We start from the raw sequence: 14,051 nt of genomic DNA on the forward strand, positions 1-14,051 counted from the left end.
GTGGTGCGGGGCGGGCGGGCGCTCCGGCGCACCCCTGGGAATGCCCACTTGCGCCTGTCGGGACAATGGAGGGTGGCCATCCGACCCGCAGGGGGTCGCGAGAGGGAGGACACGCACATGGCGGAGACCGAGCGGCACGAGCGGCGGTTGCGGCCTGCGCCGCTGCTCTTCGAGCCCCAGGAGGCGGCCGCCGATCCCGAGCACTTCTTCGACCTGGAGGCCATCGAGGACCCGAGGGAGCTGCTGGCCCGTGCCACCGAGCTGACCCTCGCGTTCCGGGCGGCGACGGACCGCGCGGTCGAGTTCCAGGCGGTCGCGGCGGCGCAGCTCGCCAACCCCAAGCGGTTCGACCGGCTGACGGCCGCCGACATCGCCGAGCGGGCGGGGTGGACCGAGGACTACGCGAAGAAGATGATCGACTTCGGCCGGGACCTGCTGCGGAACCAGCCCCCGAAGTAGGGGGCGGGCGGCATGGCGGCCCGGGAAGCGCGGTTGGCATATGCGGTGGCGGCAAGATACTCCTCCGCACACCGACTTGTCCCCGTTTCCCGCAACTCACAGAAACGGAACCCTTACCCCCCGTAGACCTGTGTCATGACCGCTCACGCCCCCGCACCCGCCGCAGCCCTCCCCGCCCCCTCGCTGGACCGCGTCACCGCCCCCGGTGCGGCCTGGCTCGCCTCCGCGTCCGCCTACCCGCGCTCCACCCTGGCGACCTGGGAGGCGCGCCCCACCGCGCCCGCCGTGCTGCCCTGCGGGACCGCCTTCGACGTGGTGAACGTGCCCACGGTCTTCGGCCGCCGGATGCTCGACGCGCTCTGGGCGGAGGGGCCCGGCTCGGGCCCGGTGGCCCTGCAGCACGGGCGGATGCTGCTGTTCGCCTCCCCGGGCACCGCACACCGGCTGCCCGCCCTGCTGGAGTGGGAACCCCGCGCCGGCGCCGTACCGCCGCTGCTGTGTCACGGGGCGAACGACGCGGTGACGGTGCCCGCTCTGGTACCGGGAGCGGGCAAGGGTCCGCGCTGGGTGGTCGCGCCGGACGTGCGGCATCCCTGGCTGCCGGGCCCCGAGGTGCTGTTCTGGGCGTGCGTGCGGGCCTCCCGGTTATCGATTTTTCCTCCCGCCGATCAGGGTGCTAATGTCTACGACGTCAGCAGGCGCCGCTAGCTCAGTTGGTTAGAGCAGCTGACTCTTAATCAGCGGGTCCGGGGTTCGAGTCCCTGGCGGCGCACCGACGGAAAAGGCCGCCCGGCTTCGGCTGGGGGGCCTTTTCGTATGCCGACGCGGTTGCCTGTGCGTGCGCGGTCCCGCATGTCCGCGCGGCGCTTTGGGGCCCTTGCGCGGTTACGGCGCCGGGGCGGGCGTCCCCGTGGTGACCTGTACCGTCCAGCCGCCCGACCCGGTGCGGTCGGCGACCTCCACGCGGGTGTTCTCGCCGGCCACCGTGTACGTCTCGCCGACGCCGAGCGGGGCGTCCGCGAGCGGCGGGTAGACGGAGCGGGCCTCGCAGGCCCGGGTGCGCGGGTGGGTATCGATGACCTCGACGGGGGCGCCGCCGGTCGCGGTTCCGTTGCGCACCCGGTAGATCAGCACGCCCTGGACGCAGGCGCCCCGGTCGTTGCCGTAGCCGCCGCGGGCCTCGATGGCGAGGGCCGAGTTGCGTCCCGTACGGACGACGGCGAGGCGGGTGCCGCCGCGCTGGCCGCCGCGCGGGGGCGGGGCCGCGAGCGGGTCCAGGGTGAGCCGGGTGGAGGCGCCCCAGGGGACGCAGGCGACCTGGTCGCGCGCCAGCCAGCCCAGCTTCCACTTGTGCCAGCCGAAGGGCTCGGGAGCGAGCCCGAACTGGCTGCCCATCACGTCCCAGTCCCCCACCTGGGTGTCCCAGTCGCCCTTGCCGTCGGCGGGCCTGTGGTACAGGTCGGGGAGGTCGAAGACGTGCCCGGTCTCGTGGGCGAGGACGTTGCGGTCCGGCGGGTGCTTCTCGAAGACGGTGACGATGCGCCGGATGTCGGCGCCGTCGGCCCGCAGCGGGGTGTCGAAGTTGACGACCTTCGTGGCGTCGGAGTCGACGCCGGGGGCGTCCGGGTCGGCGACCAGGTAGACGATGTCGTACTGCGAGAAGTCGACCCGGCCGTCGGCGGCGGCCACCGCGTCGCGCAGATAAGTGCCGCGCCGCTCGGCGCTCCAGTCGCGCTGTATGGCGTACGAGGCGGAGTCGGCGGGCATCCGGATCCATTCGCGCAGCGGGTGCGGCGTGAGCCGGAACTTGCCGTACGAGGCGCGGTGGAAGAAGTCGCTGGTGGCCGGGAAGTGGTCGGCGGCGAGCTGCTGGGGGGTGGTCAGCGGTTCGGAGTCCGGGAAGGACAGGAAGATCATGACCGCGTCGAGGGCCTTCACCGGGCGGGGATAGCTGTCGTTCCAGGTGTCCAGGCCCAGGGAGTGGTGGGCGGAGGTCCGGGGCAGGGCGCACTGGCCGGTGGGGTGGTCGGCGGCGACAGCGGGCCCCGCGACCAGGCCCGTCGCGGCGAGCGCGGTCAGGGAGGTGAGGAACGCCGCCGTGCTGCGCAGCCGCAGCCGGGACCGGTCCGCCGTCTCCCCGGCGGCCGCGGCGGCTCCGCGCGCCGCCGCCCATGACCGCACCGCCCCGGACCGCACCGCCCCGGAACCTGCTGCTCCGGATCCCGCGGGACCGGCCCCCGCCGCCCCGGAACCTGCCGCTCCGTACCCCGCGGGACCGGCCCCCGCCGCCCCGGAACCTGCCGCTCCGTACCCCTCGGGACCGGCCCCCGCCGCTTCCCCTTCCCCGGGCGTCAACTGACCCTGCACTTCGACCTCCGGGTCCTCCCGGTCCTCCGGGTGCGGAATGGGCAACACCTCACCCACCTTGTGGGGTTTTGGGTGGTTACGCCCTGTTCCAGTGCGCCACTCGGGTGCCCGGGGCAACCGGCGGCGACACCCCGGCGGATCACGGAAAGTCACAAACGGTCAGGAGGAGGACAGGCCAAGGCGCACCCGTGCAGAAACGATCGGCCCGGGTGGGTGTGGTGCCCGACGGGCCCCGGACGGGGCGGGATTCGACAGCGAAGAAGCTGGATCGGCCGTTGGGGCAACCTCTATGATCGGCACACTTTCCCGCGCGGAGTCCGCCCCAGGGCAGCGGATCCCCCGGGGGTTCCCTCCGATTCACCGCTGAGTCGGCCGCCCGGCCGACGATCCCGGAAGGCCACAGCGACCCCCGCCTCAGGACCGTCGGCATCAGGACCGTCGGCCTCAAGGACCCGACGTCACCCGACCACACCTGTACGACTCAATCGCCCTGCGGGAGCACACGGTGAGCGGAATCCCCGAAGAGTCCGGTTCAGGCCACTACCCCGTCCCACCCTTCCCACCCTTCCCCCACGTCCCTCCCTTCGTCACGGAGCGTGCCCCCGGGGACCGCCCCGGGCCCCGGGCTCGCGGCGACGCCGCCGCACCGCACGCCCCCCAGGCGCCCCTCGACGGCGAGGCGGCCGCCCGCGACTACCGGGCCGCCTTCCGGGCCGCCCCATTGGCAATGGCCCTGGTCACCCCCGGCGGCACGGTGATCGCCGCGAACGACGCGCTCGGGCTGCTGCTGGGCGCCGATCCGGCCTCCCTGCCCCGTACCGAGGCGGCCGATCTGGTGGACCTGGCGGCCGACGCCTGCACCTGGAACGCGTACCGCGAGGTGCTGGAGGGGCGACGCACCCGGTTCCGCGCCACCCGCCGGCTCAAGCACCGCGACGGGCACGTCCTGTGGGTGGAGGTCAGCCTGGCACCCGTGCCGGGCAGTGCGAACGTACTGCTGTCGATCTCCGACATCAGCGACTGGCGGGAGCTCCAGGCCCGGCTGCGCCACCTCCAGATGCACGACCCGGTGACCCGGCTGCCCAACCGCGCGCTGTTCTTCGAGCGTCTTTCGGCGGCGCTGGAGAGCTCGACGTACGAGCGGGGCGGGACCGGCCGGATCGGGCTCTGCTATCTCGACCTGGACGGGTTCAAGGCAGTCAACGACACGCTCGGGCACCGGGTCGGCGACCGGCTGCTGACGGCGGTGGCGACCCGGCTGACCCGCTGTGCGGACGCGGCCGCCGGCTACGGCCCCGGGGGCGGGCCGGGCGGCGGCCATCTGGTGGCCCGCCTGGGCGGCGACGAGTTCGCCCTCCTCGTGGAGGACTCCACCGGCACCGAGCAGCTGACGGAGCTCGCCCAGACGGTGCTGACCGCGCTTCAGCAGCCGTTCGACCTGGCGGGGCAGCGGCTCTCGGTCTCGGCCTCGATCGGGGTCCTGGAGCGGTCGGCGGCGGGGACGACGGCGACCGGGCTGATGCAGGCCGCGGACACGACGCTGTACTGGGCGAAGGCGGACGGCAAGGGCCGCTGGACGTTGTTCGACCCGGAGCGCAACGCCCACCGGATGACCCGCCAGGCCCTCTCCTCGACGCTGCGGCCCGCGCTGGAGCGCGGTGAGTTCGTGCTGGAGTACCAGCCGCTGGTGGATCTGGCGGGCGGCCGGGTGCGCGGGGTGGAGGCGCTGGTGCGGTGGCGGCATCCGCAGTTCGGGACGCTGGCGCCGAATCGGTTCATCGGCATCGCGGAGGAGGACGGGTCGATCGTCCACCTGGGCCGCTGGGTGCTGCGGACGGCCTGCCGGCAGGCACGGCGGTGGCAGCGCGACCACCCGGACACCGAGCCCCTGTTCGTGTCGGTGAACGTGGCGGTGCGCCAGGTGTGGGACTCCGACCTGGTGGCCGACGTGGCGGAGATCCTCGAAGAGACCGGGCTGGCTCCGGAGCTGCTCCAGCTGGAGCTGACCGAGTCGGCCGTGATGGGTTCGGCGGGGCGGCCGCTCCAGGCGCTCCAGGCGCTGAGCGACATGGGCGTGCACATCGCCATCGACGACTTCGGCACCGGCTACTCCAATCTGGCCTATCTGAGCAGGCTGCCGGTGTCGGTGCTGAAGCTGGACGGCTCGTTCGTACGGGGCTTCCAGGACGAGGCGCACCCGAACCCGGCGGACGAGACGATCGTGGAGGCGCTCGTCCAGCTCGCGCACCGGCTGGGGCTGACCGTCACCGCCGAGTGTGTGGAGACCGCCGGGCAGGCGGCGCGGCTGCGGCGGATCGGCTGCGACACCGGACAGGGGTGGCTGTACTCGCGGCCGCAGGCACCGGACCGGATCGCGGCGATGCTGGTGGAGCGGGCGGCCGGGTAGGCCGGAGTGGCGGTTCCGGGGGCGCGGTGCAGTGGCGTGGTCCGGTGGTGCCGAGGGGCGCGGACCGGCGGTGCGGTACGGAGGTGCCGGGGGCGCGAACCGGGGGCGCGGTGCGACGGTGCCGGGGGTGCGGTGCATGTGCTCCCCCGGCGTCGCCGGGCCGGCTCAGGCGGTTGGCAGGCCGTACGCGTCGGCGATCAACTCGTAGCTACGGACGCGGACTTCACCGCTGTGGGCGTTGGCGGTGAGCATGAGCTCGTCGGCGCCGGTGCGCTTGGCGAGGTCGTTGAGACCGCTGCGGACCGCGTCCGGGGTGCCGTGGATGACGTTGGCCAGCCAACTGTCGACGAACTCGCGCTCCACGGAGCTGAAGGGGTACGCCGCCGCCTCCTCGGGGGTCGGGATCAGTCCCGGGCGGCCGGTGCGCAGGCGGAGCATGTTGAGGGCGCCGGTGAGGACCTGGCGGCGGGCCTCGGCCTCGTCGTCGGTGGCCAGCGCGGAGACGCCGATGACGGCGTACGGCTTGTCGAGGACGGCCGAGGGGCGGAAGGACTCGCGGTAGAGGTCCAGGGCGGGGACGGTGTTCTGCGCGGAGAAGTGGTGCGCGAACGCGAAGGGCAGGCCGAGGCTGCCGGCCAGCCGGGCGCTGAAGCCGGAGCTGCCCAGGAGCCAGACCTGGGGGGTGTTGCGGTGGCCCTGCACGGGGCCGGGGACGGCGTGGATGCGGGAGTAGGGGTGCCCGTCGGGGAAGTCGTCCTCGAGGAAGCGGGTCAGCTCGGCGAGCTGGCGGGGGAATTCGTCGGCCCCCTCGTGGGCGCTGTCGCCGCGCCGCAGGGCGGTGGCGGTCGCGCCGTCGGTGCCGGGGGCCCGGCCGAGCCCGAGGTCGACGCGTCCCGGCGCCATGGCTTCGAGCGTGCCGAACTGCTCCGCGATGACCAGCGGGGCGTGGTTGGGCAGCATGACGCCGCCGGAGCCGAGCCGGATGCGGTCGGTGTGGGCGGCGAGGTGGGCCAGGATCACGGCAGGCGAGGAGCTGGCCACACCGGGCATGGAGTGGTGCTCGGCCACCCAGTAGCGGTGGAAGCCGCGGGCCTCGGCGAGCTTGGCGATCTCCACGCTGGTACGGAGCGAGGCGGTGGGGGTGCTGCCCTCGCCGACAGTGGCGAGGTCCAGGACGGAGAGGGGGGCGGGGGCGGAGCCGTGGATGCTGCCGCGGACGGGGTCGGGGGTCGGGGTCGTGCGGGCTTCCACCGGGGGGCCTCCTGGAACGGACGTTCTCTTGCGTACTCCCGTATACGAACAGGAGGCTGTCTCCGGATATTCCCCGGGCGGGCTCGCGGGGCCGCTCCAGGAACCCCGGCCGACGTGCGGAGCACCTGCCCCCGAGCCCTCACCCGTACACCCGGAGCCCCCTCCGTCACCTCGCGAACAGTGCCCCCATGGACTCCGCCCGCACCTTGCGCTCCGTCAGCCGCAGCCCCTCCCACACGGTGACCTGGTTCGCCGTCAGGACGGGCTTGCCGAGTTCCCTCTCCAGTGCGCCCAGGTGCGCCGCCGTGTGCAGGGCGGTGTCGGGCAGCAGCACCGCCTCCGCGTCGGGGTGGTCGCCCGCCCTCGCCAGGGCGAGGACCTCCGTGCGGCCCCAGGTGCCCACCTCGGCGGCCGTGACGATGCCGCTGCCGCGTGTCGAGACGACTTCCGCGCCCGCAGCCTGGAGGAAGCCACGGAAGAGGTCCGCCACGTCGTCGGGGTAGGTGGCGGCCACCGCGACACGGACCGCACCCAGCTCCCGTACCGCGTGGGCGAAGGCGAAGGAGGTCGAGGAGGCGGGCAGCCCGGCCGTCGCGGCCAGGGTGCGCACCTGGTCGTGGGCGCCCTCCCAGCCGTACACGAAGCTGGCGCTGGTGCACGCCCAGACGACGGCCTCTGCGCCGGAGAGCCGCAGCTCCTCGGCCCCGGCGGCGAGCCGGTCGGCGGAGCCCATTTCCCGCAGGGCGTCCACCCGGTGGGCGTCGGTGCCGATGTCGGTGTGCACCAGCGGCAGCCGTACGCCGGTGTCCGCGAGCAGTGCCTCCATCCGCGGGTAGTCGTCCTCGGCCGAGTGGCCGGGGTAGAGGAATCCGATCGCTGTCATGTCAGTGCGGGCCTTCCTGCTCGGGGAACGGCGGGAGGGGTGGCAGGGACGGGAGCGGGAGGGCCGGCGGGGACGGCAGCGGGGGCGCCTCGGCGACGGCGGCCCCGGCGCCCATCGTCAGCAGCTGGTAGGGGCCGACGGCGCCGATGCCGAGCCGCCGCAGGGCGGACCACAGGGTGACCTGGTTCGCGGAGAGGACCGGCATCCGCAGCTCGGCCTCCAGCTGGGGGATCACGTCGTACGTGGGGAGGTTGGTGCAGCTGATGAAGAGGCAGTCGGCCGCGCCGACCGCCGCCCGGCGCGCCATGTCCACCACGTCCCGGTAGCGCACCTTCCAGATGTGCCGGGTGAGGCCCAGGAACTCGCGCCCGGTGACCACGATGCCCGCCTCCGCCAGGAAGTCCTCCAGGGACCTGGTGACGGACCCGGTGTACGGGGTGACCACGGCGATCCGCTGCGCCCCCAGCACGCCGAGCGCCTCCAGGAGTGCGCCCGAGGTGGTCACCGAGGGCAGCGCGCCGTCCCCGGTGGCGCCGGCCCGGGACATCGCGCCGCACATGGCGCGCTCCCCCGCTCTGCCGCCGACGAAACTTCCCGAGGTGCAGGCGTACGCGACGACCTCTGGTTCGACCGCGATCAGCGCCCGGACCGCCTCGCGCAGCGTCTGGTGCTCGCTGACCAGCCGGGCCAGGTCGAGACTGACCTCGACAGGGACGTAGGGGGTGCGGGTGAGATGGAGCGAGATGCCCTCCGGCACCCATCGCCACAGCTCCCTGTCGAGAGCGAAGTCGAACGGGGCGACCACGCCCACACCGCGCTGCGGCTGTGGGTCACCGAGGAAGGAGAGGTCCAAAGCGGCCCCCGGGTATGGGTGTTGACGACCGTAGGGTGCGGGTACGAGCGTGGTCGATCCGTACATCCGCGACGTGGCGAAACGGTTTCCAGACGATGACTGATGACCCCGGAGTTCGAGGGCACCCCGATGTGACCCTGCTCGTACTCGATGCCGATCCGCCGCCGCGCCTCGGCAGCCTCACCGGACGCGTCCGCATTCTGCACGGTGACGAATCGTCCATCGCGCGTCAACTCCCCGAGGCCGATGTTCTGCTGGTGTGGGACTTCCTGTCGGATGCGGTGCGGCGCGCGTGGCCGGGCGCGGGGGCGCGTCCGCGCTGGGTGCACACCGCGAGCGCCGGAGTGGACCACCTCATGTGCCCGGAGCTGGCCGCGTCCGGCACGCTCGTCACCAACGCCAGGGGGATCTTCGAGACACCGATCGCGGAGTACGTGGCCGGTCTGGTGATCGCCGCGGCGAAGGACTTCCACGGCACCCACGAGCTCCAGCGGCAGCGCCGCTGGCAGCACCGGGAGACCCGGCGGGTGGCCGGCACCCGGGCGGTGGTGGTCGGCTCGGGTCCGATCGGGCGGGCCGTCGCCCGCACCCTGGGGGCGCTCGGGGTGACCGTCGCGCTCACCGGACGCACCGCCCGCCCCGGCGTGCACGGACCCGAGGACCTGCCGCCGCTGCTGTCCCGCGCCGACTGGGTGGTGTGCGCGGCACCGCTGACCGCGGCGACCCGGGGGATGTTCGACGCGCGGGCCTTCGGCACGATGAACCCAGGCGCGTACTTCATCAATGTAGGACGGGGCCAACTCGTCGTGGAATCCGACCTGTTGGAGGCACTCTCCCGCCGCTGGATCGCCGGGGCCGCGCTGGATGTCTTCGAGCGGGAGCCGCTGCCGGCGGAGAGCCCGCTGTGGGACGTGCCGGGGCTGACCGTGTCGCCGCACATGAGCGGTGACGTGGTGGGCTGGCGGGACGCGCTGGGCGCCCAGTTCCTGGAACTGTTCGACCTGTGGGCGGCCGGAAAGCCACTTCCGAATGTAGTGGACAAGAATGTTGGGTACGTCCCCACCCATGACTGAGCCGACGACAGCGCCCACTGCCCTGGCCGACTTCACCGCCCGTCAGCTTCTCGCCGCGTACGCCACGGGCGAGGCCTCCCCCGTGGAGGCGGCCCGCGCCGTACTGGAACGTGCCGAGGCCCTCCAGCCGACGCTGAACGCGTTCGTCGCGATCGAGGCGGAGGCCGCGCTGGAACAGGCGCGGGCCTCGGCCGACCGGTGGCACCGGGGGGAGCCGGCCGGGCTGCTGGACGGGGTGCCGGTGAGCGTCAAGGACTTGCTCCTCCAGGCCGGCACGCCGACCCTGCGCGGCTCGACGGCCATATCGGAGCACGGCACGTGGAACGAGGACGCGCCCGCGGTCGCCCGGCTGCGCGAGCACGGGGCGGTCCTCATCGGCAAGACGACCACCCCGGAATTCGGCTGGAAGGGCGTCACGGACTCGCCCCGGCACGGCATCACCCGCAACCCCCACGACCCGTCGAGGACGGCGGGCGGGTCGAGCGGCGGCAGCGCGGCGGCGGTGGCGGCCGGTGCGGGGCCGCTCTCCGTCGGGACGGACGGCGGCGGTTCGGTCCGCATTCCGGCCGCCTTCTGCGGCATCGTCGGGATGAAACCCACGTACGGGAAGATCCCGCTCTACCCCTCCAGCCCCTTCGGCACCCTGGCGCACGCGGGCCCGATGGCGCGGGACGCGGCGGACGCGGCCCTGATGCTGGACGTGATGGCCGGCGGGGCGGACTGGCGCGACTGGTCGCAGTTGCCGGTCCCGGAGGGGGGTGCTGCCGGGGCCGGTGGTGTGCGCGGCGGCGGGCGTGCGGACGACGGCGGGCTGCGGCACCGGGTCGGCGACGGGGTGCGCGGTCTGCGGGTGGCATATTCACCGACGCTGGGCGGCCAGGTGAAGGTCGCGCCGCAGGTGGCGCGAGCCGTGCGGGGCGCGGTCTCGGCCCTGGCCGAACTGGGGGCCTTCGTCGAGGAGGTGGACCCGGACTTCGCGGACCCCGTGCAGGCCTTCCACGTGCTGTGGTTCAGCGGGGCGGCGCGGGTGGTGCAGCACTTCGGGCGCGCCCAGCGGGAGGCGCTCGACCCGGGTCTGCGGGAGATCTGCGGGATCGGCGCCCGGCTCTCCGCGCTCGACTATCTGGCGGCGGTGGACGCCCGGATGGAGCTCGGCCGCCGGATGGGCCGCTTCCACGCCACGTACGACCTGCTGGTGACGCCGACGGTGCCGATCACGGCGTTCGAGGCGGGGGCGGAGGTGCCGCGGGGGTCCGGGCACCACAGGTGGACGGGGTGGACCCCCTTCACCTACCCCTTCAACTTGACGCAGCAGCCGGCGGCGACGGTGCCGTGCGGGGTGGACGGGGAGGGGCTGCCGGTGGGTGTGCAGGTGGTGGCTGCGCGGCATCGGGACGGGGTGGTGTTGAGGGCGGCGGGGGCGTTGGGCGGGGCGTTGTCCGGAGTGGGGGCGTAGGGGGGCGGGGGCGTAGCTGGGGCGGGGGTGCGGTGTTCGGCTCCGCCGGGGGGCCGCCCCCCTTGCCCGCCCGTTCCGCCCCCCCCGGGGGCGGCCCCTCCGCCCCCCCAGGGGGGTGGCTACCTGGAGAAGCCGTGGTTCAGGAGTTTGCCGGCGTCCTTGGCTCGGTTGACGTCCGAGGAGGAGGACAGGACGGTGCCGTACAGGGTCTTGCTGCCGCGCTTGGTGGCGAAGACCAGGCAGTACCTGGCGTTCGGGCCCGAGCCCGTCTTGATGCCGAGGGTGCCCCGGTAGCTGGTGAGGAGGGGGTTGGTGTTGGTCCAGGACATGTTCCGGCTGCCGCCCGACCTGGTCAGCGTCCGCTGCTTGGTGGACTTGGTGGCCACCACCTGCCGGAAGGTGGCGTTCTTCATCGCGCTCACCGCGAGACGCGTGAGGTCGCGGGCCGTCGAGTAGTTCCCCCTGCCGCCGGCCCCGTCGAACGAGTCGAAGTGGGTGTTCTTCAGCCCGAGCGAGCGCGCGGTCGCGTTCATCTTCCCGATGAAGGACTTCACCCGGGCGTCCCGCGTGCGCCCCGACCCGAACGTGTCGGCCAGCGCGTACGCCGCGTCGCACCCGGACGGCAGCATCAGCCCGTACAGCAGCTGCCGCACGGTCACCCGGTCGCCGACGATCAACCGGGCGGACGAGGCGCCGTTGCGCACGATGTAGTCGCTGTACGCCTTCTGGACGGTGACCTTGGCGTTCAGGTTCAGGCCCTTGCTCGCCAGCACCACCTTCGCCGTCATGATCTTGGTGGTGGAGCCGGTGGGGAGGCGGGTGTCGGCGGCCTTGGCGTAGAGGGTCTTCCCCGTACCCGCGTTCATGAGGAAGGCGCCCCGGGCGGTGACGGTCGGTCCCTTGGGTGCGGCGGCCGGCACCGAGGGGGCCGCGGGCGCGGTGAGGGACGGGGCGAGGGCCTGGGCCGGACCCACGAGGGTTCCGGTCGCCAGGACGGACCCTGCGGTGGCGGCGGTGACGGCGAGCGCCGATACACGGCGCACCTTGATGTTCCGCTCGATTCCGGTAATTCCGTTCTTCACGGTGAATGCTCCAAATGCCCATGTATCGGAGGCCACAGGAAAATGTCGCCTACTCACGTGACGACCGAGTCGTACTTCAGGCACGGCCTGGGCCGAGATTTCCTCCCGGACGGTCGTCTTCGGCCCCGGACGGCCGGAGAACGCCTTCCCGGGGACGGTCGTGCCGTGCTGCGATACACCCCATGGATCACATCGTGCGCGAGGGATACGGCGGCACCGGGCCGGGGGCGATCACCCCGGACGGCTGCGCGGTGGAGCTGTACCGGCGCACGGGCGCCAGGGGCGAACCGGAGATCGTCGCGCGGGCGGCCGGAGACCGGCTGCCCGGGGCACGGTTGCTGGAGCTCGGCTCGGGTGCGGGCCGCCTCACCCGGCCCCTGAGCGAGCTCGGGTTCGCCGTGACGGCCGTCGACGAGTCGGCCGAGATGCTGGCGGCGGTCCGCGAACGGCTCACGGGATCCGTCCGTACGGTACGCAGTCCCATCGAGACCCTGGAGCTGGACGGGGCGCCGGACTTCGACGTCGTCCTGCTCGCCTCATTCCTCGTCCACGCGGGCACGGAAGGGGTACGCGAGGGCTTGCTGCGGACCTGCCGCCGCTACGTCGCGGACGACGGGTGCGTGGTGATCCAGCGGGAACCGTCGGCCCTGCACGGGGAGTTGCCGTACGAACGCGAGCTGCCCGACGGCGGCCTGGTCCGCATCGTGGCGTCGGAGCCGTCGGCGGTGGGCCGCCCCGGGGCGCGGACCCTGCGGTGCGAGTACCACTTCCCCGACGCGAAGTGGACGCAGACGTACCTGTCGTGCCCGCTCACGGAGGAGGAGTTCGAGGGGTCGCTGACGGAGGCGGGCCTGGAACTCGACCGCTATCTGGACGAGGGACGGACGTGGGCACGGGCGGTGCCGGACGCGCGGGCGCGCGCACGCTGAGCTTCAGCTGTCGGCGGGCGCGGTCGGACCGGCCGTCCCTTCGATGAGGCCCAGGACGCGGGCGGCGCGGTCCCCGTTGCGTCGTGCGGTGAACGCGATCGCGGTGAAGAACCCGACCGCCACGCAGCACAGGGCTGCGGCCCACCAGTCCCCGTCCACCGCCTGGGTGACGGCGTTGAGCAGGAAGGCTCCCGGCGCCAGGAAGTACATCCACACCGGCATGGTGTAGGTCACCTGCTGCCGGGCCAGGACGGCCATCGCCCTGCGGTGGCGCGGGTCCCCCGGCAGCCGTTCGTCACGGATGCGGCGGACCAGCACGGGGAGCCGGTGGGACGGTACACCGGTCTCGGCGACGAGCTTGCGCCGTGCGCGGGCGCCGAACCCGAGACACCCGGCCATGGCCACCGCGGACGCCGCACCTGCCCACAGGGCTGTTTCCCGGCCGAAGAAGATCCACCAGCCGGCCAGGATCAGAAAGAACGCTGCGCCGACCCACACGTAGATCAGCCACGGCGCGTCGGTCCACTTGCGCTCCCCCGCCCAGTCCACCTCGTCACCCCCGCACTCCGTCCAACTCCCTGGTGGCTTTTGTAAGTTGTCGGTCATAGGTGCCAGGTTCCCCCGCTCCCCTGCCGCATGCACAGCCAGTACGAGAGGCAGGGGCACCGCGCGCGGCTACGGGGTTTTCAGCCCGCCGCCCGCCGGAAACTCAGCGTCTCCCCCACCGCCCCCGCCCGCCACAGGTCCTGGCAGGCCTCCGCCATCCGCTCCAAACCGTCCACGACCGTGCCCCAGACGATGCCGGGCACCCACCCCTGGTCGCCGTTGAGCAGGAGGTTGTTCCGCTCGTAGAAGAGGGCCAGGTCGACGATGACGGGGCGGTCGGGGCGGATGTGGGCGGCGGAGTAGCCGTGGGAGCCGGTGGCCAGTTCCGTACCCGCGAAGGAGAAGTAGCAGAGGTCGCCGGGGATCGGCGTGACGGTCGGATTCTCCAGCGGCGGTTCGGTGGCGGCGAAGGACGGGAAGAGGCCGTAGATCTCGTTGCGGGCGTACTTCGCGTGGTAGACCTCGCCGGACAGCGGGAGTGCGTCCCAGACCGCGCGGCAGGTGATCGGGGCCTTGTCGTCGAGGAGCCGGGCGGTGCAGCACACACCACGCTTGTCGAGCGAAATGTCCACGAATCGTTCGGTCATCTCCCCATCGTGCGGCGGTGATCGCTCCCGTCAAGGGGGCATTTGTCGCTGTGCGGGCCGGAATTGACTGGAGTAACTCAAGAACCCATGGGTAGCCG

The 14,051-nt window shown here is 73.1% G+C and carries 13 protein-coding genes and 1 tRNA gene; 7 read left to right on the forward strand and 7 right to left on the reverse strand.

Annotation, left to right across the window (positions count from 1 at the left end; all coding sequences use genetic code 11):
- The first annotated feature begins 117 nt into the window (after positions 1-117).
- The 3 genes from ACFWVV_RS24195 to ACFWVV_RS24205 all read left to right on the forward strand — a co-directional run bounded on the left by ACFWVV_RS24195 (position 118) and on the right by ACFWVV_RS24205 (position 1,231).
- On the forward strand, positions 118-459 hold the full coding sequence (locus ACFWVV_RS24195) for a hypothetical protein (protein ID WP_384342105.1): 342 nt from the start codon (positions 118-120) through the stop codon (positions 457-459).
- Positions 460-594: 135 nt separating this feature from the next.
- Positions 595-1,167: a bifunctional DNA primase/polymerase gene (locus tag ACFWVV_RS24200; protein WP_384342107.1), complete on the forward strand. Its 573-nt coding sequence runs from the start codon at positions 595-597 to the stop codon at positions 1,165-1,167.
- A tRNA-Lys gene (locus tag ACFWVV_RS24205) sits at positions 1,158-1,231 on the forward strand. Before ACFWVV_RS24200 ends, ACFWVV_RS24205 begins: the two co-directional genes overlap by 10 nt.
- Before the next feature lie 113 nt (positions 1,232-1,344).
- Here ACFWVV_RS24205 and ACFWVV_RS24210 read toward each other — a convergent pair.
- A complete protein-coding gene (locus ACFWVV_RS24210) occupies positions 1,345-2,574 on the reverse strand; it encodes a M6 family metalloprotease domain-containing protein (RefSeq protein WP_384342199.1) in 1,230 nt (409 codons plus the stop codon).
- Positions 2,575-3,553: 979 nt separating this feature from the next.
- Between ACFWVV_RS24210 and ACFWVV_RS24215 the strand changes: the two genes are divergently transcribed.
- Complete coding sequence (locus tag ACFWVV_RS24215; protein WP_384342201.1) at positions 3,554-5,233, forward strand: putative bifunctional diguanylate cyclase/phosphodiesterase; 1,680 nt, start codon at positions 3,554-3,556, stop codon at positions 5,231-5,233.
- A gap of 165 nt (positions 5,234-5,398) precedes the next feature.
- On the opposite strand, the gene ACFWVV_RS24220 is transcribed toward ACFWVV_RS24215, so the two are convergent.
- From ACFWVV_RS24220 to ACFWVV_RS24230, 3 genes are all read right to left on the reverse strand, one after another.
- Positions 5,399-6,484 (reverse strand): LLM class flavin-dependent oxidoreductase, encoded by a 1,086-nt coding sequence (locus tag ACFWVV_RS24220; protein ID WP_384342109.1) that lies wholly within the window; start codon positions 6,482-6,484, stop codon positions 5,399-5,401.
- Between the two features lie 166 nt (positions 6,485-6,650).
- Positions 6,651-7,367: a decarboxylase gene (locus ACFWVV_RS24225; RefSeq protein WP_384342111.1), complete on the reverse strand. Its 717-nt coding sequence runs from the start codon at positions 7,365-7,367 to the stop codon at positions 6,651-6,653.
- A 1-nt stretch (position 7,368) separates the two neighbouring features.
- Positions 7,369-8,220, reverse strand: a complete 852-nt coding sequence (locus ACFWVV_RS24230) for a decarboxylase (protein ID WP_384342112.1) — start codon at positions 8,218-8,220, stop codon at positions 7,369-7,371.
- Positions 8,221-8,315: 95 nt separating this feature from the next.
- Between ACFWVV_RS24230 and ACFWVV_RS24235 the strand changes: the two genes are divergently transcribed.
- Together ACFWVV_RS24235 and ACFWVV_RS24240 are read left to right on the forward strand one after the other, a co-directional pair.
- A complete protein-coding gene (locus ACFWVV_RS24235) occupies positions 8,316-9,293 on the forward strand; it encodes a D-2-hydroxyacid dehydrogenase (protein ID WP_384342114.1) in 978 nt (325 codons plus the stop codon).
- The gene (locus ACFWVV_RS24240; RefSeq protein WP_384342116.1) at positions 9,286-10,749 is read left to right on the forward strand and encodes an amidase; all 1,464 of its coding nucleotides are present in this window, start codon (positions 9,286-9,288) and stop codon (positions 10,747-10,749) included. Before ACFWVV_RS24235 ends, ACFWVV_RS24240 begins: the two co-directional genes overlap by 8 nt.
- Positions 10,750-10,868: 119 nt before the next feature.
- Here ACFWVV_RS24240 and ACFWVV_RS24245 read toward each other — a convergent pair whose 3' ends face one another.
- Entirely contained in the window at positions 10,869-11,831 is a 963-nt protein-coding gene (locus ACFWVV_RS24245; protein ID WP_384342118.1) for a D-alanyl-D-alanine carboxypeptidase family protein, read from the reverse strand.
- Between the two features lie 182 nt (positions 11,832-12,013).
- Between ACFWVV_RS24245 and ACFWVV_RS24250 the strand changes: the two genes are divergently transcribed.
- Positions 12,014-12,760 (forward strand): class I SAM-dependent methyltransferase, encoded by a 747-nt coding sequence (locus ACFWVV_RS24250; RefSeq protein ID WP_384342120.1) that lies wholly within the window; start codon positions 12,014-12,016, stop codon positions 12,758-12,760.
- A gap of 3 nt (positions 12,761-12,763) precedes the next feature.
- On the opposite strand, the gene ACFWVV_RS24255 is transcribed toward ACFWVV_RS24250, so the two are convergent.
- Entirely contained in the window at positions 12,764-13,366 is a 603-nt protein-coding gene (locus tag ACFWVV_RS24255; protein ID WP_384342122.1) for a hypothetical protein, read from the reverse strand.
- Positions 13,367-13,446: 80 nt separating this feature from the next.
- Positions 13,447-13,953: a DUF3830 family protein gene (locus tag ACFWVV_RS24260; protein WP_384342124.1), complete on the reverse strand. Its 507-nt coding sequence runs from the start codon at positions 13,951-13,953 to the stop codon at positions 13,447-13,449.
- Positions 13,954-14,051 lie beyond the last annotated feature (98 nt).

It is taken from the genome of Streptomyces sp. NPDC058663, from assembly GCF_042716745.1.
Lineage (GTDB): Bacteria > Actinomycetota > Actinomycetes > Streptomycetales > Streptomycetaceae > Streptomyces.